Consider the following 23,185-nt stretch of genomic DNA (forward strand, 5'->3'; position numbering starts at 1 on the left):
GAACACTATGTCATATAGTAACTTGGATCACAAGCGGCGGGGATGGCCCGCCCGTCGACCCGAGGAGCTTGGCAGTGGCCCTGAAAGAGCACAGCGCGGCGTCGTACGTGAAGGGCAGCACGGACACACCCCTGCTCACGGAGACGATCGGCGCCAATCTCGACCGGATGGTCGCCGCCTTCGGCGATCGGGAAGCCCTCGTCGAGGTCAGCACCGGCCGCCGGTGGACCTACCGCGAGTTCGACAAGGACACGCGTCGCACCGCCAGTGGGCTGCTGGCGCTGGGTCTGCGTCCCGGTGACCGCGTGGGCATCTGGTCCCCGAACACCGCCGAGTGGACGTTGGTGCAGTACGCGTCGGCGCGCATCGGTGCCATTCTCGTCACCATCAACCCGGCCTACCAGGTCAAGGAACTCGAGTATGTGCTGAACCAGTCCGGGATTCGCACCGTGATCGCGGCGTCGTCGTTCAAGACGTCCGACTACGAGGCCATGCTCGCCGCGGTGGCCGGCAAGTGTCCGGACCTGCAGGACGTCATCATCGTCGGATCCGATGCGTGGCAATCGCTGGCGGCGTCCCCGATCGACGACGCTGCGCTGGCCGACGTCGCCGCGGGCCTCACGCCGCACGACCCGATCAACATCCAATACACCTCGGGCACAACGGGATTCCCCAAGGGGGCCAAGCTGACCCACAGCAACATCCTCAACAACGGTTACTTCGTCGGCGAGGGCGTCGGCTACACCGAACACGACCGGGTCTGCATCCCGGTCCCGTTCTACCACTGCTTCGGGATGGTGATGGGCAACCTGGCGTGCACCTCGCACGGGTCGACGATGGTCATCCCCGCGCCGGGTTTCGACCCGGCCGCGACGCTGGCGGCGGTGTCGGCCGAACGATGCACCTCGCTGTATGGGGTGCCGACGATGTTCATCGCCGAGCTGGCGCTCGAGAACCTCGACTCCTACGACCTCGGCAGCCTGCGGACCGGGATCATGGCCGGCTCACCGTGCCCCGAGGTGGTGATGACGCAGGTCATCGAGCAGATGAACATGGGTGAGGTCGCCATCTGCTACGGCATGACCGAGACCTCCCCGGTCTCCACCCAGACCCGCCCCTCCGACACGCTGGTCCAGCGCACCGGCACGGTCGGCACGGCCGGCCCGCACCTCGAGATCAAGGTCGTCGACCCCGATTCCGGGGAGATCGTGGCGCGCGGTGCCCCCGGCGAACTGTGCACCCGCGGCTACAGCGTGATGGCCGGCTACTGGAACGACCCGAAGAAGACCGCCGAGGTGCTCGACGCCGACGGCTGGATGCACACCGGGGATATCGCCGTCATGGACGACGACGGGTACGTGGCGATCACCGGCCGGATCAAGGACATGGTGATCCGCGGCGGCGAGAACGTGTATCCGCGGGAGATCGAGGAATTCCTCTACCAGCACCCCGACGTCATCGATGCCCAGGTGGTCGGGGTGCCCGACGAGCGCTACGGGGAGGAGCTGATGGCGTGGCTGCGGATCAGGGAGGGCGCCGCGCCGCCCACCGCCGAGTCCATCCGGGAGTTCTGCGCGGGCCGGATCGCGCACTACAAGATCCCCCGCCACGTCGCGGTGATCGACGACTACCCGATGACCGTCACGGGCAAGGTCCGCAAGATCGAACTCCGCGAGCGCGCGGTCGAACAGCTGCGCCGAGAAGAAGCGCAGTGACCTAGCCGGAAGAATCCTTCAGCCGCACCATTCGCGTGGTCGAGCTCTCGTCCAACTCCACCTCCGGGCGCGACCGCAGGAAGTCGCTGAAGGACTTGTAGCCCAACGACTTCTCGCTGAACGACGGGTCCATGCGCTTCATCTGCGCCTTGACCGCCGAGTTGTGCAGCCATTCGACGTCGTCCTTCTCGAGCCCGATCTGCAGCGCGCGGGTCAGCAGCGCGGTGGCCGCGGCCTGCGGATCGGGCTCCTTGGCGGCCTTGGCCGAGCGCTTGCGGTGCTTCGGCGCCGACTCGTCGGTGGCGGCCGGTTCGAACACCGGGACGCCCGGCAGCGCGTCGTAGGTGACGAACTCGTCGCACGCGGCGGCCAGCGAGCGGCTCGACGACCCGGCCACCCCGATGGCCACCACGTAGCGGCCGAGCCGCTTGCAACGCTGCGCCAGCGCGATGTAGTCGGAGTCGCCGGCGACGATCACCACGTGCGTCAGGTCCGGCAGCCGGAACATGTCCTCCACGGCGTCGACGGCCAGCCGGATGTCCGCGCCGTTCTTGCCGTAGGCCGCGGCCGGGAACAGCTGCACCAGGTCGACCGCGCGTCCCACCAGCTGGTCGCGGTAGGCGGCGTTGATCTCCGCCGACCAGTCCGCATAGGCCCGGGTCAGCACCAGCGTGCCGAACGAGGAGGCGAAGTCGATGATGGCGCCGACGTCCACGGTGGCGCGGTCGAACCGCTCGGCGTGGTCGGCCGGATTCTTGGCCCGGTCACGCTGGAACGAGTTACGACCGTTGACCTGGTCGTATCGAGAAATCACGATGTTGTCGAAGTCGAGGTAGACCGCCACGCGGGTGACACCGGTTTCTGTCATGAGGACCAGTGTGGTCGACAACGAGCAGGTACGGTTGCACTGTTGGTAAACCCAGCCCGTCCGGAACGCCGACCGACAATTCACGCCGACACCAGGACATTCATGGCCATTACCGACGTTGCACGCTACGCGCACCTGAGCCGCACGGATATCGATGCGCTCGGTGCCGAGCTGGATTCCATCCGCGTCGAGATCGAGAACTCGCTGGGCGCCCGCGACGCCGCCTACATCCACCGCACCATCCGATTCCAACGGGCGCTGGACGCCGCCGCGCGGCTGCTGATCTTCAGCAGCCGCTCCAAGACCACCTGGGCGCTGGGCGCGGTGTCGCTGGCGGTGGCCAAGAGCGTCGAGAACATGGAACTCGGCCACAACATCGGGCACGGCCAGTGGGACTGGATGAACGACCCGGAGATCCACTCCAACACCTGGGAGTGGGACATGGCCGGGGTGTCGTCGCAGTGGCGCTACTCCCACAACTATCGGCATCACATGTACACCAACGTCCTGGGCGTCGACGACGACCTGGGCTTCGGCATCATGCGGGTCTCGCGCGACGAGCCGTGGCGGCGTAAATGGCTCGCCCAGCCCGTGCGTAACCTGTTGCTGGCCCTCATCTTCGAGTGGGGCATCGCCATGCACGGCCTGCACTCCGAACACGAGCGCGCCGACTCGGACGCCGAAAGATCTTCCCAGAGCGCGGCTTTGATGCGCAAGACTCGTCGGCAGCTGGCCAAGGATTATCTGCTGCTGCCGGCGCTGAGCGGGCGACGGTGGCGGCGCACCCTGACCGCCAACATCGCGGCCAACGTCCTGCGCAACCTGTGGGCCTACGCGGTGATCTTCTGCGGGCATTTCCCCGACGGCGCCGAGAAGTTCACCGAGGAGGCCCTGGCTGACGAGACCAAGCCGGACTGGTATCTGCGCCAGATGCTCGGCACGGCCAACTTCGACGCGGGCCCGGTGCTGGCCTTCGCCAGCGGTAACCTCTGCTACCAGATCGAACACCACCTGTTCCCCGACCTGCCCAGCAACCGCTACGCCCAGATCGCCGAGCGGGTGCGTGAACTCTGCGACAAGTACGACCTGCCCTACACCACGGGACCTTTTGCGCGGCAGTTCTTTCTGACCCAGCGCACCATCCTCAAGCTGGCGCTGCCCGATCGGTTCCTGACCGCGACGGCCGACGACGCACCGGAGACGGCCTCGGAGCGCAAGTTCGGCTGAGGGCCCCGTACCGTTGCAGCGTGACCGCGATCGATCCTGAACAGCTGAAACTGTGCCTGCGGGTGCTCGCCGAGGTCGAGACGCTGCCGCCCGAGCACCCCGACGCCGTCGCGGTGCGCCGCGCGACCGCGAGCCTGTGGAAGTCGGTGAAGATCGCCCGCCGCCACGCCAAGCGCGACGCCATCGCCGCGGCCGACAATGCCGTCACCGCCGCCACGGCCACCGGGGCGCCCGGTCGCATCGACGACGAGACCCAGGGGCTGCCCCTGGTGTCCACCGCGGTGGGTGCCACCGCGGGCACGCTGCAGCGGTCGCGGGCCTGCTACGTCTGCAAGAACCGCTACACCGTGGTCGACGCGTTCTACCACCAGCTCTGCCCGCAGTGCGCCGCCTTCAACCACAGCAAACGCGATGCGCGCACCGACCTGACCGGCCGCAGCGCCCTGCTCACCGGCGGGCGTGCGAAGATCGGCATGTACATCGCGCTGCGTCTGCTGCGCGACGGGGCCCACACCACCGTCACCACCCGTTTTCCCAACGACGCGGTACGCCGGTTCGCCGGCATGCCCGACAGCGCCGACTGGCTGCACCGGCTGCGCGTGGTCGGCATCGACCTGCGGGATCCGGCGCAGGTGGTCGCGCTGGCCGACGCCGTGGCCGAGCGGGGCCCGCTGGATATCCTGATCAACAATGCCGCCCAGACCGTGCGCCGCGCGCCGGGCTCCTATGCCGCGCTGGTCGAGGCCGAGCGGACCCCGGCCCCGGAACTGGTCGACGTGATCACCTTCGACCACGTCAGCGATGCCCACCCGGCCGCGTTGGCCGGCAGCCTGGCCGAACACCAGCAGCCGCACGCCCTGACCGAACTCGCCCTGGTGGCGCGCAGCGCCTCCCCGGCGCGGATCGCCGCAGGGACCGCCATCGACGCCGGCGGGCTGCTGCCGGACACCGCCCCGGTCAACAGCTGGACCCAGCGCGTGCACGAGGTCGACGCGCTGGAACTGCTCGAGGTGCAGCTGTGCAACCAGACCGCGCCGTTCATCTTGATCAGCCGGCTGCGTGGCGCGCTGGCCGCCTCGAGCGCGCGGCGCAAGTACGTGGTGAACGTCTCGGCGATGGAAGGCCAGTTCAGCCGCGGCTACAAGGGCCCCGGGCATCCGCACACCAACATGGCCAAGGCCGCGCTGAACATGCTCACCCGCACCAGCGCGGCCGAAATGCTCTCGCAGGACGGCATTTTGATGACCGCCGTCGATACCGGCTGGATCACCGACGAACGCCCCCACCCGACCAAGCTGCGGCTGGCCGAGGAGGGCTTCCACGCCCCGCTGGATCTGGTCGACGGCGCGGCGCGGGTGTACGACCCGATCGTGCGCGGGGAGGCCGGTGAGGATCTCTACGGGTGCTTCCTGAAGGACTACGCGGTGAGCAACTGGTAGGGGCTACCGCCAGTACCAGACGCCGCGCCGCGCTACCCAGTGCCCGGGCGCCGAGATCGCGAGCGGATCGGCGGGGTCCGACGCGGACGACCGATGCGGCGCACCGCCGTCCGCGCGACCCAGCACCCGGCGGGCCCGCCGTACCAGTTCCCGTCGGCGCCGATCGAGTCGGGCGTCGGACCGCCCGACCTCGTCGACGATGTCGGTGAAGCGCGCCCAGATCTGCTCACACGACATGCCGAACCGGGGGAGCGCCTCCTCGGGATCGGGGCCACCGAACGGGGCCCAGTTCACCACGAATTCGACGATCTCCCAGTCGATGTCGTCGACAGGTTGCGGCACCGCGGACCTCGGTCAGGACTGTCGGCGCAGCGATCCGATGACCAGGCGGGATTTGGCCAGCTCGGTGGCTTGGGCCTCGGTCGCCTGATCGGTGGCGCGCAGGAAATCACGGATCTCCCGGTGCACCCGCGGATTGTGGCGCCGCAGTTCTTGCACGACGGCGTCCACCCTGGCGTCGAGGTCCGCGGCGGTGGCGGTTTCGGACACCAGGCCCAACGCGGCGGCGCGCTCCGCCGAGATCGCGGCGCCGGTTGCGGTCAGCCGGAAGGCCTCCCGCCGCCCGACCAGTTGCGGTAGCCACGCCAGCACGAGCGTCGGGGCCAGCCCGATGTTCACTTCGGGGAAGAAGAACTTCGCGGTGTCGGCGGCGACGGCGATGTCCGACAGGGCGGCCACGCCGACGCCGAATCCGGCGGCATCGCCGTGCACCCTGGCCACCGACACCAACGGGCTGTTCCGTAGCGCGTGGTTGACCGCCACCAAGCGGTCGACCTCGTCGGGCAGTTCGTGGACGGTCGCCGCGCTGCGTTCCCGGCCCAGGCAGAACGACTGGGCCCGGGACTCGATCACCACGATGTGCGCCGACTCCGGCGGCGACATCAGCAGTTCGGTGAATCGGTCGCAGTCATCGAGGGAGATCAGCCCGTCGTCCGACAGCGGCAGGACGGCACGTACAACACCGTCGGTCACCGTCGCGAATGTTTCCGTGGTCATGTGCATACCCTTTCTAGTTCAGTCGGTCCTGGCCCACGCCGCCGTACCAGTCGACGTAGTCCGGAGCGGTCCTGACGGTCACCGCGCGGACCTGGGTGAAGTCGTGGAACGACTCCCAGCCGCCTTCGCGGCCCTGCCCGCTCTCCCGCACGCCGCCCCACGGCGAACACGGGTCGAGGCGGTGATGATCGTTGACCCAGACGATGCCCTGTTCCAGGCGGCCGGCGACGCGGTGCGCCCGGGCGACGTCACCGGTCCAGATCGACGAGCCCAGCCCGAAGTCCGAATCGTTGGCCATGGCGATGGCCTCGTCCTCGGTGTCGAACGGGATGACCACCAGGACCGGACCGAAGATCTCCTCCCGGGCGATGCGCATGTCGTTGCGGATCCCGGTGAGGACGGTCGGTTTCACGAAGTAGCCGTCCAGGCCGGGAACTTTGGCCGCCTCGCCACCGGTGGCGACTGTCCCGCCCTCTTCGACGCCGAGCGCCACGTAGTCGAGGATGCGGCGACGGGCCTTCTCCGAGATCACCGGGCCCAGTTGGGTGTCGGCCAGCGCAGGGTCGCCGATGCGGATCGCCTCGGCTTGGGCGACCAACCGCTCGACGAACTCGTCGTGGATCGTGGACTGCACGATCAGCCGGGTGCCGGCGATACAGGTCTGGCCGGCGCCGACGAATCCGCCGAATGCGGTGCCCCGCGAGGAGATCTCGGTGGGCAGGTCGTCGAACACCAGCACCGGGGACTTCCCGCCGAGTTCCAGTGTGGCCTTGGCGAATCGGCGTGCCGTGGCCACGGCGATAGAGCGGCCGGGTTCGGTGCCGCCGGTGAACACCGCCTTCTTCACCAGCGGGTGTTCCACCAGGGCCGAGCCGGCGGTGGGGCCCGGGCCGGGCACCACGTTGAACACCCCGTCGGGGATGCCGGCCTCGGCGGCGAGCCGGCCGATCACCAGCGCGGTCAGCGGGGTCTGCTCGGAGGGCTTGAGCACCACGCTGTTCCCGGTGGCCAACGCGGGTGCGAGGCTCTTCGAGGCGATCATCAGCGGATGGTTGAACGACGACAGGATGCCGACGACGCCGAGCGGGAAGCGGCTGGTGTAGGAGTGGTACGGCCCGGACATCGGCACCACGGAGGTGCGGTCGGCCAGCAGCAGCGCAGCGTTGTACCGGTACCACTCGGACAGGCGGGTGATCTGTGCCTTCGTCTCGGTGATCGGCCGCCCGTTGTTCAGCGTTTCGAGCCGGTACAGCTCCTCCATGTTCTCGTCGATCAGGTCGGAGAACCGGTTGAGGATGCGGGCGCGTTCGTGGATTGGAGCATCACGCCATACGCCCGATTCGAACGCGGCGTGGGCGGCGCGCACGGCATCGTCGATGTCATCCTCGTTGCCGCTGTGGCAGCGCGCGAAGACCTCGCCGGTGGCGGGGTTGATCAGGTCGAGGATGTCGCTGCGGCCCTCGGCTTCACGGCCGTCGATGAGGAGACGATTGATGTTGGCTTGCTTCACTGGTCATTTGCTTTCTGTGTCGTGCAGGACGATTTCGAGAACGATGCTGGAGGAGGTTCCGATATTCGGGGAGGTCGTCACGGCCACCGGCTGATCCTGGCTGTCGAGCAGGGCGCGGCCGAACGGGAACACATCTGCGTTGTCCGGCAGGTATGCGTGCACCTTGATGGGGTGCGCGGACCCGCCGGCCTGCGTGGCGGCCGCGGCGAGCGCGCCCCGCACCGCCGCTTCGACGTTCTGGCTGCGGTCGCCGACGGTGTGGTCGACGTCGATCTCGGCCAGGGCCAGGCTCGTCGCCCCCGAGCCGCCGATCGAGATCCGATGCCCCTCGGCGCGGTTGCCGACGGCGCGGTGCACCGATGGCGCCCCGCTGCGGACCGCGATGACATCGATCTCGATGATCGCTCCGCCGGTGAGCAACTCGTCGACCCCGATGATCACACAGGGTGGCGGCGCCCCATCGAAGCGCTCCCGCCAGAGCCGCTCGAAGACCGGGGCGTCGCGCAGATCCTTGAGGAAGACTTCCACCCGCAGCACGTTGTCCCAGTCGCCACCTGCGTCCGTGAGCAGCGTGTCGCAGATGCCCAGGGTGTAGTTGGCCTGCGCCACGATCGGCGAGACATGATGTGGGAAAAGGGGATTCACCTGAGCGCCGGGCGCCAAGCCGGTCGCGCCGAAATCGGTCGGAAGCTGACCGGCCAGGAACAGCCAGTCGCCGGCGCCGACGCAGGCCGTGTAGTTGGCCAACGGTTTGGGCAACCGAGGGCTCTCGAGCGGTCGGACGTCGACCGTGTCCGGCAACGCGGCGATGAGGTCGACCGACACCAGGGTGCCCGGCACCGCCAGCCGGTCCGCACCGACCCCGACGGTGGTGCGGGGCGGTGGCACCGGGAAGAAGCGCTTCCACACTTGGTCGAAGGCGTCGAACAGCCGGCAATCGGTGATGAACACCTGGGTCTTCACGACGTCCTGCAGCCCAACACCGCGAGAGTTCAACAGGCGGACCGCCTTTTCGAGCAGATGCGTGGTCTGCTTCTGGATTTCCGAACCGTAGTAGGGGAATTCGGTCGACATCGTCGCCTCCGGCGGAATACCCACACCGGGGTCGGCGGCGGTCAGACCGGAGAGGAAGATCAGACCATCGGATACGGCGACCCGTTCGTCGAGGATGCTCTCCACCGAGCTCCGGTCAGTGGCTTGAAGCGACATGGTTCCCACCTCCTGCGGGGCGACGCCCCACGGTTGTTACTTGTTGTGAATACGGCCTTTTGAGGTTTCGCGCGGACGCGGGCCTGGTCTTGGTCTATTCGGCCTCTTCCATGCCGAAGAACAGCCGGCGTAGCCCCTCGTCGTCGAGGACATCGGCGACGTCCTGTTCGTCGCCGATCCGGCCGCCCTGCATGATGTAGACCCGGTCGCAGTGCGGCAGGATGACCGCGGGGTTTTCCTCGACCACCCACAGCACGCCGACGCCGTCGCGCGTCGTTTCGTCGACCCGGGCAATCAACTCCTGGACGATGGCCGGCGCCAGCCCGGTCGTGGGTTCATCGAGCGCCAAGAATTCCGGCCCGGTCGCGAGAGCCCCGGCCACGGCGAGCATCTGGCGCTCACCGCCCGACAGGGTCGAGGCGCTCATCCGCCGGCGCTTGGCCAGCGCCGGGAACCGGTCGAAGGCCGACTCCAGGCCCGGGGTCAGTTGGTTGCGGCCCGCGGGCAGGAGCGCCACCCGCAGGTTCTCCTCGACGGTGAGGTTCGGAAAGGTGTTGCCGCCCTGCGGTACATAGGCCATGCCGTGGCGGACCAGTTGAGCCGTGGGTACGGCCCCGATGTCGGCGTCCCGGAGCCGGATGGTCCCCGACATCGGCTTGACGAGCTGGAACAGCGACTTGAGCAGGGTGGACTTACCCGCCCCGTTGGGGCCCACCAGCGCGACGGTCTCGTTCGGCTGGACAGTGAGCGAGACATCGTGGATAACGGGAAGTTTCGCGTAACCGGCGGTCAGATTCTGCACGCTCAGCAGTGTCATTGTGTGCTCCCGAGGTAGATCTCCGCGACGGTCGGATGCTCGGAGATCTCCTGCGGAGTCCCGGAGGCGACCACCCGGCCCTCGGCCATCACGTACACGTAATCGGAGACGGCGAAGACGAACTGGATGTTGTGGTCGATGATCAGCAGGGTGATGCCGCGGGCCCGCAGATCGCCGATCTGTTCGGCCAGGCGCCCGATGCCGCTGGGCGCGACACCGGCCGCCGGCTCATCGAGCAGCAGCATCCGCGGTTGCACCATCAACAACCGCGCGAAGTCGACCAGCTTGGTCTCACCGGCGGTGAGATCTTCCAGGCGCTGGTCCTGGATGTCGGCAAGGCCAAGTTCGTCGAGAAGCTTCTCGGCGCGGGTGCTGGTCTCTCGTTCCAGGGCGCGCCAGGCCTTGCGGCGAAACAGCGCGTTGGACAACGACTCCGACTTGCCCGCACCGGCGGTCATCAGGTTCTCCCAGACGCTGAGCAGCGGGAAGCCGACCGGCGTCTGGAAGGACCGGACCATGCCGCGCTGCGCAATCCGCCAGGCCGGCAGCTTCTCCACCCGGTCGCCGAACAGGCTCACCTCGCCGACGTCGGCCTGGTCGAAACCGGTGAGCACGTTGAAAAGCGTGGTCTTGCCGGCGCCGTTGGGGCCGATGATGGCCGTGATCGTGCCTTCGGGTGCCTGAATCGACACGTCGTCGACGGCGACCACGCCGCCGAAGGCCTTCCGAACGCGCTGCACCTCGAGCGCGGGTGTGGAGGTCATCGCGACACCGCCTCTCCTCGTCGTCGGAGCAATCGGCCCTGGCCCAGGTCCTTGGCGCTGAGCTGGAACGAAGAGCGTTCACTGACCAGGCCGGAGGGGCGGAACCGGAGCACCAGGATGAGCAGCAGGCCGAGGATGATCGGGCGGGTGGCCGCCAGCATCTGCGCGTACTCGGCGGATCCCTGCAGGAAGGTGAGCAACTCGGTACTCACGATCAGTAGGCTCGCGCCCAGCACGGGGCCGCTGCGGCTGCCGATGCCGCCGATCACCAGCGCGGTCCACACCACGAAGGTCATCTCGGAGACGAACAGGGACGGCACCACGCTGCGGACATGCCACAGGTACAGGGGAGCGATCAACCCGATCAACGCACCGGCGAAGACGTAGGTGATGATGCGGTAGTAGACGACTCGTTTACCCAGCGACCGGGCGACCGGTTCGTTGTCGCGGGCAGCGCGCAGCAGCCGGACATACGGCGTCTTGGCCAGTCGGTTCATCAGCAGGAAGACCACCAGCACCACCACCGCGGTCATCGCCAGCAGCACCCACCGATACGAGCCGGGCGGGACGAGGTCGCTGAACGGACGGTCGATCGACGAGAAACCGGTGGTGCCCCGCGTGAGTGCGGTCTCGCTGACGGCGATCTGGTGGATCACCTCGGCGAAGGCCAAGGTGGTGATGAGGAAGAACTCCCCGCGCAGCCGGATCGAGGGCACCGCGATGAGCAGTGCGACCAACGCGGTGACCACCATGGCGGCGACGACCCCGACCGGTATCGGCAGGCCCGGTGAGATCAACAGGCCCGTGGTGGTGCGGGTTTGGGTGAGCAGGATGTAGGTGTAGCTGGCCACGCCGACCAGGCCTGCCACGCCCAGGTCCCACATGCCGGCCCAGCCGGCCACGAGGTTGAGCACCATGGCCAGGGCCGCGTAGATGCCGGCGAGGGTGAGGACGCCGACCAGGAAGACGACGAGAGAGCTCATCAGGCAGCCTGCTTTCTTTGCCGGACGCTGAACAACCCGCTGGGTCGCACGAGCAGGACGATGATCAGGGCCACGAACGCGACCACGGTGCGGTAGGACGTCGGGATCAGCAGCGAGGACAGGTCCATCGCGAGTCCGAGCATCAGGCTGGCGACGATCACGCCGTAGGTGCTGCCGAGTCCACCGAGTACGGCCGCGGCGAGGATCAGAATGATGTTCTGCCAACCGAGTTCAGGTCCGACGGCGCCGATGATGCCGATCATCACACCGGCCAGCCCGGCGAGGAAGCCCGCGACGAACCACACCTGGTAGGACACCGACCGGGTGGAGATCCCGCGGACGCGGGCCAGGTCGGGGTTGCCGGCGACCGCCCGGATCGAGACCCCGGCGGAGGTCTTGGTGAGGAACAGGTGCAGGGCCAGGATGGAGACCGCGGCGGTGGCGATGATCGCGATCTCGCCGAAGGAGACCTCCACGCCGAGCACGCGATAGCTCGCGCCGAACGTCACCGGGTAGTTCTGCAGATTCGCCCCGAACACCATGACCAAGGTGCCGTAGACGACATAGGCGACGCCCACCGACGAGAACAGTTGGACGAGGGCGCCTTTCTGCCGGATGGGTTCGAAGATGACGATGGACAGGATCACCGCGACGGCGCCCGTGGTGATCGCGGCGAACAGCGCCGCCGCCCAGACGGGCAGGCCCAAGTCGCGGCAGGCCAACAGCCCCAGGAACGCCGCCAGGGCCAGGAACTGGCCGTGGGCGATGTTCAGGAATCCCTCGGTCTGGCGGACCATCGAGAACCCGACTGTGGCCATCGCGAGGATGCTTCCGGTCACCAGACCGAAGATCAGGTATTGCACAGCATCGCCTCTCGGACGTCGGATGCGGACAATTCGTGGTGCGCGTCGGCACCGCCGACGGCACGATCAGTGCCGCCGGCGGGTGACGCCGCGGGGGTGCTACGCGCTATCGGCGTGTCAGCGGTCGAGAACTTCCCGGAGTTCGGGGTCGAGCTTCAGCGTGCCCACCTGCTGCCAGGCGCCGTCGATGATGAACTGCTCACCGAACAGCGGCGAGGCGAGGTTGCCGTACTCGTTGAGTTCCAGGCTGCCCGAGGCGCCGTCGTAGTTGATCTCGTTTCCGGCCTCGAGCTCGCGCACCCCGTCGGCGTAGGAATAGACCACGGTGCCACCGGAATTGAGCACCTGGGGGATGGCCTCGGCGATGGCGGCGCCTTCGGTGCTCTGCGCCTTGGTGATGGCCAATGCCAGCGCAATGTACTGGTCGTACTGGTTGGCGTCGTATACACCGGGGGAGGGTGCGTAACCGGTGGCCTCGTTGAAGCGTTCGGCGAAGCTGATGTAGGCGGGTGACTCGACGTCGTAAGCGGCGATCGCGCCGACGGCGACGCCGTCCTCGAGGTCGGGCATCAGGCCGCCGATGGGCGGCGTCACCAGATCCGGTGACACGTAGAACTTTCCGCCGTAGCCGCGGCGTTGCCATTCGCGGAAGATCACCGAGGCGGCTTCGTGGCCAGCGGCCAGGTAGACGGCGTCGGGATTGGATTCGAAGGCCTTGAGCAGTTCGGCCTGATAAGACGAGCGGCCGGGGTTGAAGCGGATGTCGGCGACGATCTCGCCGTCGGTGCCGTCCTGGAAGACCTTCTTGAAGACGTCGGCCGGTTCGGACATGCCCTCGGTGTTCTGGGCCATGATCGCGACCCGCTTCACCCCTTCGTCGCGGGCGAACTGCGCGGCGATGGTGCCGCCGTCACTGTCAGATCCGGTGATGCGCCACATGTATTCGCCGGCCAGGGTGTCGAGTTCGGCCGAGCCGCAGCCGGGACAGAAGACCGGGATCTGTTGTTCGATGGCGCTGTCGAGGATGGCCAGACCGCCAGTGGACTCCACGCCGCCGATGGCGACAACCCTTTCGACATCGACCAACCGCGAAAAGCCTTGCACCGCACCCTCTACCGTGGACAGGTCGTCGGCGGTGACCAGCACGGCCTCTTTGCCCAGCACGCCGCCGTTCTCGTTGATCTCGTCGATGGCGATGGTGACGGCGGCCTGCGAAGGCTCGTAGTAGGACGAATAGTCCCCGGTGATTCCGTTGAGCCAGCCGAACTTCACGCTGTCGGCGCTGTCGCTACTGCCGGCGCCGCCGCCGCACGCGGTCAGTGCCAGCGCGGCACTACTGAGCAAGGCCAACGTACCTTTTCGTGTGATCACAGCCGTTTCCTTTCACTTTAAAACCGCGCGCAGGCGCAACCCATCGCCGGACGTGATGGGTACAGGTGTGGGTGGAGCCAGCGAGTCAGTGCTCGCTGTCCCCGCAAGCCAGTAGGTAGTGGACGATGAACTCGTGTGAGGTCTCGAGGTGTTTTCGGGTCAAGTCTTTGAGCAGCGGACCGTCGTTGGCCTTGGCGGCGTCGAGGATTGCAGCGTGTTCTTCTTGGAGGTGCTCGACGTTGCCGATGACCGCCAGATGCAGGTACAGGTAGCGGTCGGTGAGTTTGCGCAGTTGGTCGACCAGTTCGATGGTTCTGGGCCGGTTCGCGCGGTGGTAGATCAGGGCGTGGAAGGACGCGTTGGCGTCGAGCCATTCGACGACGTCGGTGGTGTTGGCCATCGTGTCGAAATGCTGTGCCATTTGGATGGTCTCGGCACGGCCGACACCCGAGGCGGCGATTTGGGTGAGGTTCGGCTCGACCGCGGTACGGATCTCGTAGAGCTCCTGTAGCTCGAGGATCGAGAGTCCGCGCGCGTGCGGGACTCCATCGATCATCTCGATCAAACCCTCGGCGACCAGAGCCTGGACGGCGTCGCGCACTGGGATGCGGCTGACGCCGAACTGTTGGGCGAGGCGGGACTGCGACAGCTTGGTGCCTGGGTCGATCTCGCCGGTCAGCAGCGCATGCCGAAGGCCGTTGATGACCGTTTCACTCACTGAGCTTGTCGACATGTCTCACTTCTCGGATACAGGTTGTCGGTGGCTGTATACAGAGAGTAGCGACTTTGTGAGGTTCGTCAACACGAACGGAAGCAGTGATTCAACTCACATCCGTGAGCGGGTTTGCCGAGACGGCAGTTTCATCCGCAACACCCCGAGACGGCGGATGAAACTGCCGTCTCGGCGGCAGCGAAACTGTGTCGGAACTACGCCCGGTACCCGTCGGTCCCGGCGCGGCCGACGACGATCTTCGGGATGACCGCCTGACGCGACAGCCGCAGCGCCATGGCCGCGATCTCCACGATGTCCTGCACTCCGACCATCGACTCCTGTGGGACCGATTCGCGGGTCCAGGCCGACATGTCGGTGTCGACGAACGCCGGCGCGATCGCGGTGCCGCTGATACCGGCGCCGGATTCCTCGACGTTGAGCGTCTCGATCAGCGAGTTCATCGCTGCCTTGGCGGCCCCGTAGGCGGCCAACCCCGGCTCGGCGTACACCCCGGTGATCGATCCGAGCGCGATCACCCGCGCGCCCCGCGGGCTGTCGGCCGCGGTGGTGCGCAGCAGTGGCAGGCACTGCTGCAGCAGCATGAACGGCGCCCGGACGTCGACGGCAAAGGTCTTGTCGTAGCGCTTCATTGGGAACTCGGCGATGTTGCCGGCGCTGCCGACCCCGGCGTTGAGGATCAGTGCGTCGAGCCGGTCGAACCGCGCGGCGTGCGCGGCGGCGATGGCGGCGGGCGCGTCCTCGTCGGCGAGGTCGGCGGCCACTGTGACGACGTCGTCGGCACCGAGGTCGCGCAGTTCGGCGGTCACGGCGTCCAGTCGCTCCTGCCCGCGCGCGGTGATCGTCAGGCCGTAGCCCTGTTCGGCGAGCATGCGCGCGATGCCCAGGCCGATACCGCGGGAGGCCCCGGTGATCAGCGCGGTGTTCATACCGTCACTCCTTGTGTGGCGCTCAGGCCGGCCGCGATGAACGGTGCGACCGAATGCCCGGCGGTGTCGAACCCGGCGCCCTCGCCGGCGCCGGCGCGATACCGGTAGTCGATGCCGGCGGCGATGACCGCCAGCTTGAAGTACGCCAGGGCCAGGTAGAAGTTCCAGTCCGAGAGGTCGCGGCCACTGCGCTCGGCGTAGCGCTGCGCGATCTGCTCGCCGTCGGCCAGCCGGGGGCTGGTCCAGGCGGCGGGGAAACCCAGCACCAGGTCCATCGCCGGATTGCGGTAGGCGCACATCAGCGCGACGTCGGTGAGCGGGTCACCCAGGGTGGACAGCTCCCAGTCGACGACGGCGGCGATGCGGCCGATGTTCTCCGCGTCGACGATGACGTTGTCGATCCGGTAGTCGCCGTGCACGATCGACGAATAGCGTTGCGCCGGAGTGTTATCGGTGAGCCAGCCGTGCAGCGCACGGATGTCGTCGCCGGCGGCCAGTTCCATGTGCCGCCACTGCCGGGCCCACAGCTTGATCTGGCGTTCCAGGAACCCGTCGGGCCGGCCAAAATCACCGAGGCCGCAGGCCTGATAGTCGACGGCGTGCAGATCGACGATCACGTCCACCAGCGAATCGAGGCACGCCTCGATGGCACCGGAAGGGTGGGCGTCGAGCTGCTCCTGGGACCGGATGACCACCCCGTCGACGTGGCGCACCAGCGAGAACGGCGCACCGAGCACCGACTCGTCCTCGCACAGGACCACCGTCTCGGCGACCGGGACCCCGGTGCCCTGCAGCCCGTCGGCGACGCGGTACTCGCGGGCCACGTCGTGGGCCGACGGGGTCAGCCCGGCGGTCGGCGGGCGTCGCAGCACCCAATGGGTCGCGGAATCGCGCACCGCGTAGGTGAGGTTGGAGCGGCCACCGGAGATCAGTTCGGCCGTCAGCTCCCCGTCGACCTTTACGCCGCTGAGCTGCAGGAACCCCTGTAGCGCAACCAAATCCAGGGCACTCATGTCGCGGCTGCCACGGCCCGCTTTGCGATCGCCCAGCGGTGCACCTCGGAGGGGCCGTCGTAGATCCGGAACGGCCGCACCTCGGCCGCCAACCGGGCCAGCGGCAGATCGCTGGAAACCCCCAGGCCGCCGCAGATCTGGATGGACCGGTCGACAATCCGACCCACGGCCTCGGCGCCGAACGTCTTGGCGATCGACGTCGAGTTCGACGCCCGGCCACCCTCGTCGAGTTCGCGGCAGGCCTCCATGAGCAGCGCGCGGGTGGCGGCGATGTCGATGACGTTGTCGGCAATCATCTTCTGGGTCAGGCCCAGATCGCCGATGCGCGAACCGAAGCCCTCGCGCCGGGCGGCGTGCGACACCGCGACGTCGTGGGCGCGCCGGGCCGCACCGAGCCAGCGCATGACGTGGGTCATCCGCGCCGGTCCCAGCCGGATCTGCGCGCCGGCGAAGCCGCGGTCGACCTCGCCGAGCACCGCGGCATCGGAGACCACGACGTTCTCGAAGGTGACCTCGCAGTGCCCACCGACCATCGAGCGGTCGGTGGTCGGGATGTGCCGGCCCACGGTGATACCCGGGGTGTCGGCGTCGGCGAGGAACATCGTCGCCCCGCCCTGCTGGCCGGGTTCGCCCGAGGTGCGCGCCATGATGATGAAGTAGCCTGCGCCGTCAGCGCCGGTGATGAACCACTTGCGGCCGTTGATCTTCCAGCCGCCCGAGGTCTTCTCGGCGCGGGTGGTCAGCGCCGACGGGTCGGACCCGGCGCCGGGGGCGGGTTCGGTCATCGCGAAGGCCGAGCGCACCTCGCCGCGGGCCAGTGGCGCCAGGAAGCGCTCCTTCTGCTCGGCGTCGGCCAGGTGGGCCAACAGGTGCATGTTGCCCTCGTCGGGCGCGGCGATGTTCAGGGCGGTCGGCCCGAACACCGAGTAGCCGGCCTCCTCGAACACCGGCGCGCGCTCGGCCATGTTCAGCCCGTGGCCGCCGTACTCGACCCCGACGTGCGGGGCGAACACCCCGGCGTCGCGGGCGGCCTGCTGCATCTTGACCCGGATCTCGTCGCCACCGGCCGCCTCGATGTCGCCGTAGTTGGCGTCCTCGATGGGCAGGATCGTCTCACGGATGAATTCGCGGGTACGGGTTGCCAATTCGGCGCTCATGCGACCACTTTCTTCTCTTCGGTACTGGCCAGGCCCTTGTCGTTGACCACCTTTGCGGGGATGGTCAGGATCAGCAGGGCACCCACCACCATCAGTGCGGCGATGGCGTACAGGCTGGACGTGGTGCTGCCGGTGACGTTGCTCATCCAGCCGACCACCGACGTGCTGACCAGGCCGGCGATGTTGCCCACCGAGTTGATCAGCGCGATGCCCGCGGCGGCGGCCACTCCGGACATGAAGGCGGCCGGCAGGCTGAAGAACGCGGCCTGGGCGGTGGAGGCGCCCGCGGCGGCGATGATCAGCCCGACCAGCGCCATCACCGGGCTGCCGGCGAAGATGCCGGTGAGCACCAGTCCGGTGGCGGTGGCCAGACACGGAACGATGGTGTGCCAGCGACGTTCTCCGGTCCGGTCGGCGTGCGAGCTGTTGACGATCATCGCGATCACCGCCACGGTGTAGGGCACCGCGGTCAGCAGCCCGATGGTCAGCGCGCTGCTGACGCCGGAGCGCTGGATGATGGTCGGCAGCCAGAAGCTGTTGACGTAGATGCCCATCGCGATGGTGAAGTAGATGACCGACAGCAGCCACACCTTCCTGCTCTTCATCGCGGCGGCGAAACTGTGCGCGTGGTCCTTCGTCGGAACGTCCTGGGCCAGGCTGTGCTCGATGACGAACTTCTCGCGGTCGGTCAGCCACTTGGCCACCTTGTGGGAGTTGTCCAGCCACTTGAGTACCGCGAAGGTCAGCAGCAGCGACGGGATGGCTTCGATGATGAACATCCACTGCCAGCCCGACAGTCCGCCGGAGCCGTGGAAGGTCTGCAGGATCCAGCCCGACAGCGGGCCGCCGAAGATCGACGCCACGGGGATGGCCGCCAGGAACAGGGCGAACACCCGTCCGCGCCGGGCCGCCGGGTACCACTTCGTCAGGTAGAACAGGATGCCCGGGATGAAGCCCGCCTCGGCGACGCCGAGCAGGAACCGCAGGACGTAGAACATCATCGGGGTGGTCACCAGCGCCATGGCGGCGGAGATGATCGCCCAGGTGAACATGATGCGGGCGATCCAGACCTTGGCGCCGACCTTCTGCAGGATGACGTTGCTGGGCACCTCGAAGATGATGTAGCCGACGAAGAACATGCCGGCGCCGAGGCCGTAGACGGCGTCGCTGAACTTCAATTCGTCCAGCATCTGCAGCTTGGCGAACCCGACGTTGACGCGGTCGAGGTAGGCGGCGGTGTAGCAGATGAACAGGAACGGGATCAGCCGCCACGACACCTTGCGGTAGACGGCATTCACCTCCGCGCTGTCGGGGAGATGCGTTGGGGCGGACGGAGTTGTCATCGGGGGGTCCTGTCGGGTGGGGACGGTCAGACGAGGGCGCGACGATCGTCGACGCGTCGGGCCTTGTGGTCGGTGCGGTCAAAGGTGTGCTGCGGAACCGTGTCGACCGAGACCCGCAGGCCCAGCATGGACTGCAGTTCGGTGGCGGCGGTCTTCTTGAACAACTCGAGTGCGGTGGGATCGTTGGCGGTGTGCACGCATTCGGCGTCGACGTGCAATTCGTCCATCGATCCGGTGCGGGTGACGATGATCCGGTGCTCGCCGCCGTAGTGCTCCAGGCCGCGCAACACGTTCTCGATCTCGGTGGGGTAGACGTTCTCGCCGCGGATGTGGATCATGTCGTCGATCCGGCCGTACACGCCGCGGGGGAGTCGGGGATAGGTTCGCCCGCAGGGGTTTTCCTCGTAGACCCAGCTGCTCAGGTCGTTGGACGCCAGGCGGATCATCGGCTGCGAGGTGCGTTCCAGGTGGGTGTAGACCGGAGTTCCCTCGCCGCCGTACGGCACCGGCCGATAGGTGGTGGGGTCGCAGATCTCGTGGTGCACGATGTCCTGGTACAGCAGCATTCCCTCCGGGGTGCCGGCGGTGGCCGATGCGCTCATGAAGGGCGTCATCTCTGCCATGGTCCCGCAGTCGACCACGCGGGCGCCATAGGCCTCGGCGATCGCGTTGCGCACCGACGGGATCGACGCGCCGGGCTCACCGGAGAAGAACATGACGCCGATCTCGAACTCGCGCGGATCGACACCCTCGGCCTGGGCCACCTCGGCCAGCCGCAACGCGTACGAGGGGGTGGCGTAGAAGCCCTTGGGCTTGCTGGCCCGCAGCCACCGCACCGCGCGGGCGGTCATGCCCGGGGCGCCGGCGCCGAACGGGAATGCCTTGCAGTGCAGTCGTTCCGCGCCGGAGAGCGCACCCCAGGAGCCGAGGTAGAGGCTGAACACCGCGGCGATGAACACCGTGTCGCCGGGGCGCAGGCCCATGCCCCACATGATGCGGGCGTGGTTGTTGGCGATGGTGTCCCAGTCGTGGCGGCTGACCGCGAACGCGGTGGGCGTGCCGGTGGTGCCGGAGGTGCCGTGGATGTGGTGGATCTCCGAGTCCGGGGCGCACAGGTAGTCGCCGAACGGGGGGTGGTCGAGCTGGGACTGACGCATCTCGGCCTTGGTGACCACCGGGACCGATTCGAACGCCTCCCAGGAGGTGATGTCCTCGGGGTTGATGCCGGCGTCGTCCCACTTGCGCCGGTAGAAGCCGGAGGTGGCGTACGCGTAGCGCATCACCTCGCGCAGCCGGACCAGCACCTTCTCGGCGCGCAGCTCGGGATCCATGGTTTCGCGTTCGCGGAACCAGTACGGGCTGTCAGCTTCGGGGAAGTAGCTGTTGTCGTACTTGGCGGGGAAGGCCCATTGCTCCACGATCTCTCCTCGTCCTTGCAGTTCAGTGTCTTTGCAGTTCAGTCGGGGTGTTGTGCCGGCTGGCACGTCCACCACGCGGTGTGATGCAGCCGACACTAGCGAGACCGAATTCAGAATTCAACATGCAACATTCGGGTAGATTGAGTGCGACGACTGTGGCGCGGGTTACGCTGGTGGCCCGACTGCCGTGACTGACGAGGGGGCCATCGATGACCGCACTGCCAGTTCCGCCGTCGCGCGTAGAGCAGGTCTACGACGCGATCATCGACGAGATCTGCAGTGGTGAACTCGCTGGTGGGGCGCCATTGCGCCAGGAATTGCTGGCCGAACGGTTCCAGATTTCCCGCCAGCCCATCCAACAGGCCCTGCTGCTGCTGAAATCGCACGGACTGGTGCGCGAGACCGCCAACCGGCGCGGCCTCGAGGTGGTGCCGCTCGACGAGAAATTCGTGGTCGACCTCTACGAGATGCGCGCCGCGATCGACGGCCTGGCGGCCCGACGGGCGGCCGATCGGCGCACCGACCGCGACATCGACTACATCGCCGAGGTGCTCGCCCGCGGCCAGCAGGCGGTGGCCGAGGGGTCATTCGCCCACATGATCACCGCCGACATGGAGTTCCACCAGTACCTGCTCAAGGTCGCCGACAACACCCTGCTGCTGGAAACCACCGCGGTGCTGTTCCACAACGTGCGCCGCGTGATGGGTGAGGTGCTGCGCCACAGCGGGACCCCGCAGTGGGTGTGGAACGAGCACAAGAAGATCCACGACGCCATCGTCGCCGGCGACGCCGACCTCGCCGATCAACTCTCCAAGGAGCACGCCGACCACGGCTGCGAACTGATCCTGGGCGCCATGCGCGGGGACAACGTGGAGAACCTGTTCGCGTCGTAGGGGGTAGGCCATGGCCGGCAAGCGAGGCGTCGCGGGCCCGCGGCGCGCGGATCTCGTGCTGTCCGGCGGTGGGGTCAAGGGCATCGGGCTCGTCGGCGCCGTCGGCGCGCTGACCGACGCCGGGTACGCCGTGCAGCGGGTGTCCGGAACCTCGGCGGGATCGCTGGTCGGCGCGGTCGTGGCCGCCGCGGCCCAACGCGGAGTGCTGGGCAGCGAACTCGTGCGAGAACTCGCGATCGGCCTGCCGTACAGCAAGTTTCGGGACAGCGGGCCGCTGGAGCGGATTCCGCTGTTCGGCACCGCGTGGGGACTACTGCGCGAAACCGGCATCTACCGCGGCGATTTCGCGCACGAATGGATTCGCGGTGAGCTGGCGAACCTCGGCGTCGTCACCTTCGGGGATCTCGCCGTCGATGACGATCACCTGCTCGCCGAGCGGCGCTACCGCCTGGTGGTGACGGTGACCGACCTGACCACCGGTCAGCTGGTGCGGCTGCCGTGGGACTACCAGCGGGTCTACGGCCTGGACCCCGACGAGCAGTCGGTCGCCGACGCGGTGCGCGCCTCGATGGCCATCCCGTTCCTGTTCCAGCCGGTCACCCTGCGCGACGCGGCCGGCCAGCCGTCGACGCTGGTCGACGGGGGAGTGCTGTCGAACTTTCCCATCGATTCCTTCGACCGGCCCGACGGGGGCGAGCCGCGGTGGCCGACCTTCGGGGTGGCGGTGGTGCCGTATCTGCCGGCACCGTCGTTCGAGGAGCTGATCCCGGGGCTGCGGCTGCCGTGCCGGGGCGAGCCGTCGCTGCTGGAAAGCCTGATCACCACCATGCTGGCCGGTCACGATCAGACGCACCTGAGCCAGCCGTGGGTCAAAGCGCGTGCCATCCAGGTCGATTCGACCGACGTCGGCGTGCTGGACTTCGACATCACCCGGGCCGAGGCCGAGGCGCTCTACGACAAGGGGTACGCGGCGGCCGCCGAGTTCCTGGCGACGTGGGATTGGCCGGCCTATCTCGAGCGGTTCCGCCGCGCGCACTACGTGGATTAGCCGTGGATGGGCTGGGGCGCCGGCCGTCAGCCCTGACTGAATTCAGAATGTTGACTTCCGAACTCAATCAGTTACGGTGGTTCGCATCACACACGCCCGGAGAGGTGATCCCGATCGCCTGCCATGTCATGTCCACCTCCCCGGCGACGTCGACCGCGAACAGGAGGTGACCGTGCATAACGCCCTGGAATCCATTCGGCCGCAACTTGACTGGGCATGTGACGCACTGATTCCACGTGACGACTACCTCGGCATGCCGGCGGCGACCCTGGCCGGCCTGGTCGAGACGCTGTTGCCCCGGACCCTCAACGCCCGAGTCGACCTGCTGCGTCCGTTCGTCGAGGCCATGAGCACCCTGCCCGCAGAGCCGCCAAGCGATCCGTTGGGGGTCCTCTACGGGATGGACGAGGCCAGCTTTGAGTTTGTCACCCGTACCATCGCCGACGCCTACTTCCTCAGCGACGAGGTCAACCGCACCCTGAAGTACCCGGGCCCCGCCCTGTGCTGAAACAACGGCCGGTCGCGCCCGTGATCGACGGGATCGATTGGGAGATCGTCGAGTTCGTGGTGCGCTGGGCGCCGTTCGGTGGGCCCGACCCGGAGGAGGCGCTGCCGCGCTTCGGCATGACCAGCGAGCAACTCTCGGCGCGGTGTGCCCACATCGTCGCCCGGGTGGGCCGGTTCGAGTCCCGCCTCGACGGGCACCGACGCGCGTTGCTGGGACGGGCCCGGCAGTTCCTGGAGTCCGGCGGCACCGATATCGCGACGCTGGACCCGATGGCCCGCCCGGGTCGTTGGGTGGCCCGGCGCGGAGTGTGGCACTGGCAGTAGC

At 67.7% G+C, this 23,185-nt stretch carries 23 protein-coding genes; 7 read left to right on the forward strand and 16 right to left on the reverse strand.

Annotation, left to right across the window (positions count from 1 at the left end; translation table 11 throughout):
* Positions 1-74: 74 nt before the first annotated feature.
* Positions 75-1,715: an AMP-binding protein gene (locus EL338_RS08550; RefSeq protein ID WP_308213122.1), complete on the forward strand. Its 1,641-nt coding sequence runs from the start codon at positions 75-77 to the stop codon at positions 1,713-1,715.
* Between the two features lies 1 nt (position 1,716).
* Here EL338_RS08550 and EL338_RS08555 read toward each other — a convergent pair whose 3' ends face one another.
* Positions 1,717-2,583, reverse strand: coding sequence for an NYN domain-containing protein (locus EL338_RS08555; RefSeq protein WP_126333374.1), 867 nt, complete (start codon positions 2,581-2,583; stop codon positions 1,717-1,719).
* A 102-nt stretch (positions 2,584-2,685) separates the two neighbouring features.
* On the opposite strand from EL338_RS08555, the gene EL338_RS08560 reads away from it, so the two are divergent.
* Positions 2,686-3,810, forward strand: a complete 1,125-nt coding sequence (locus EL338_RS08560) for a fatty acid desaturase family protein (protein WP_126333375.1) — start codon at positions 2,686-2,688, stop codon at positions 3,808-3,810.
* A 20-nt stretch (positions 3,811-3,830) separates the two neighbouring features.
* On the forward strand, positions 3,831-5,249 hold the full coding sequence (locus EL338_RS08565; protein ID WP_126333376.1) for an SDR family oxidoreductase: 1,419 nt from the start codon (positions 3,831-3,833) through the stop codon (positions 5,247-5,249).
* A 3-nt stretch (positions 5,250-5,252) separates the two neighbouring features.
* On the opposite strand, the gene EL338_RS08570 is transcribed toward EL338_RS08565, so the two are convergent.
* From EL338_RS08570 to EL338_RS08640, 15 genes are all read right to left on the reverse strand, one after another.
* A complete protein-coding gene (locus EL338_RS08570) occupies positions 5,253-5,591 on the reverse strand; it encodes a hypothetical protein (RefSeq protein ID WP_126333377.1) in 339 nt (112 codons plus the stop codon).
* 12 nt (positions 5,592-5,603) lie between these two features.
* Entirely contained in the window at positions 5,604-6,305 is a 702-nt protein-coding gene (locus EL338_RS08575) for an enoyl-CoA hydratase/isomerase family protein (RefSeq protein WP_126333378.1), read from the reverse strand.
* Between the two features lie 13 nt (positions 6,306-6,318).
* Positions 6,319-7,815 (reverse strand): aldehyde dehydrogenase, encoded by a 1,497-nt coding sequence (locus EL338_RS08580; protein ID WP_126333379.1) that lies wholly within the window; start codon positions 7,813-7,815, stop codon positions 6,319-6,321.
* A gap of 3 nt (positions 7,816-7,818) precedes the next feature.
* On the reverse strand, positions 7,819-9,024 hold the full coding sequence (locus EL338_RS08585; protein ID WP_126333380.1) for a RidA family protein: 1,206 nt from the start codon (positions 9,022-9,024) through the stop codon (positions 7,819-7,821).
* Positions 9,025-9,118: 94 nt separating this feature from the next.
* A complete protein-coding gene (locus EL338_RS08590) occupies positions 9,119-9,841 on the reverse strand; it encodes an ABC transporter ATP-binding protein (RefSeq protein WP_126333381.1) in 723 nt (240 codons plus the stop codon).
* Complete coding sequence (locus EL338_RS08595; protein ID WP_126333382.1) at positions 9,838-10,605, reverse strand: ABC transporter ATP-binding protein; 768 nt, start codon at positions 10,603-10,605, stop codon at positions 9,838-9,840. The genes EL338_RS08590 and EL338_RS08595 overlap by 4 nt, the downstream gene beginning before the upstream one ends.
* The gene (locus tag EL338_RS08600; RefSeq protein WP_126333383.1) at positions 10,602-11,588 is read right to left on the reverse strand and encodes a branched-chain amino acid ABC transporter permease; all 987 of its coding nucleotides are present in this window, start codon (positions 11,586-11,588) and stop codon (positions 10,602-10,604) included. The genes EL338_RS08595 and EL338_RS08600 overlap by 4 nt, the downstream gene beginning before the upstream one ends.
* The gene (locus tag EL338_RS08605) at positions 11,588-12,451 is read right to left on the reverse strand and encodes a branched-chain amino acid ABC transporter permease (RefSeq protein WP_235666409.1); all 864 of its coding nucleotides are present in this window, start codon (positions 12,449-12,451) and stop codon (positions 11,588-11,590) included. Before EL338_RS08605 ends, EL338_RS08600 begins: the two co-directional genes overlap by 1 nt.
* Before the next feature lie 117 nt (positions 12,452-12,568).
* Entirely contained in the window at positions 12,569-13,795 is a 1,227-nt protein-coding gene (locus EL338_RS08610) for an ABC transporter substrate-binding protein (RefSeq protein WP_235666410.1), read from the reverse strand.
* 112 nt (positions 13,796-13,907) lie between these two features.
* On the reverse strand, positions 13,908-14,540 hold the full coding sequence (locus EL338_RS08615; RefSeq protein ID WP_126333386.1) for a GntR family transcriptional regulator: 633 nt from the start codon (positions 14,538-14,540) through the stop codon (positions 13,908-13,910).
* 209 nt (positions 14,541-14,749) lie between these two features.
* A complete protein-coding gene (locus EL338_RS08620) occupies positions 14,750-15,481 on the reverse strand; it encodes an SDR family NAD(P)-dependent oxidoreductase (RefSeq protein WP_126333387.1) in 732 nt (243 codons plus the stop codon).
* A complete protein-coding gene (locus EL338_RS08625; protein ID WP_126333388.1) occupies positions 15,478-16,494 on the reverse strand; it encodes a phosphotransferase family protein in 1,017 nt (338 codons plus the stop codon). Before EL338_RS08625 ends, EL338_RS08620 begins: the two co-directional genes overlap by 4 nt.
* Complete coding sequence (locus tag EL338_RS08630) at positions 16,491-17,651, reverse strand: acyl-CoA dehydrogenase family protein (protein ID WP_126333389.1); 1,161 nt, start codon at positions 17,649-17,651, stop codon at positions 16,491-16,493. Before EL338_RS08630 ends, EL338_RS08625 begins: the two co-directional genes overlap by 4 nt.
* Entirely contained in the window at positions 17,648-18,994 is a 1,347-nt protein-coding gene (locus EL338_RS08635) for an MFS transporter (protein ID WP_126333390.1), read from the reverse strand. Before EL338_RS08635 ends, EL338_RS08630 begins: the two co-directional genes overlap by 4 nt.
* A gap of 26 nt (positions 18,995-19,020) precedes the next feature.
* A complete protein-coding gene (locus EL338_RS08640; RefSeq protein WP_179967177.1) occupies positions 19,021-20,412 on the reverse strand; it encodes a phenylacetate--CoA ligase family protein in 1,392 nt (463 codons plus the stop codon).
* 209 nt (positions 20,413-20,621) lie between these two features.
* Here EL338_RS08640 and EL338_RS08645 point away from each other — a divergent pair, with 209 nt between their 5' ends.
* From EL338_RS08645 to EL338_RS08660, 4 genes are all read left to right on the forward strand, one after another.
* A complete protein-coding gene (locus tag EL338_RS08645; RefSeq protein ID WP_126333391.1) occupies positions 20,622-21,305 on the forward strand; it encodes a GntR family transcriptional regulator in 684 nt (227 codons plus the stop codon).
* Between the two features lie 10 nt (positions 21,306-21,315).
* On the forward strand, positions 21,316-22,353 hold the full coding sequence (locus EL338_RS08650; protein WP_126333392.1) for a patatin-like phospholipase family protein: 1,038 nt from the start codon (positions 21,316-21,318) through the stop codon (positions 22,351-22,353).
* Positions 22,354-22,525: 172 nt separating this feature from the next.
* The gene (locus EL338_RS08655) at positions 22,526-22,861 is read left to right on the forward strand and encodes a hypothetical protein (protein ID WP_126333393.1); all 336 of its coding nucleotides are present in this window, start codon (positions 22,526-22,528) and stop codon (positions 22,859-22,861) included.
* 20 nt (positions 22,862-22,881) lie between these two features.
* Positions 22,882-23,184 carry a hypothetical protein gene (locus EL338_RS08660; RefSeq protein ID WP_126333394.1) on the forward strand — a complete coding sequence of 101 codons (303 nt, stop codon included), beginning with the start codon at positions 22,882-22,884 and terminating at the stop codon, positions 23,182-23,184.
* Position 23,185 lies beyond the last annotated feature (1 nt).

Origin of the sequence: Mycolicibacterium chitae (genome assembly GCF_900637205.1) — a bacterium.
Lineage (GTDB): Bacteria > Actinomycetota > Actinomycetes > Mycobacteriales > Mycobacteriaceae > Mycobacterium > Mycobacterium chitae.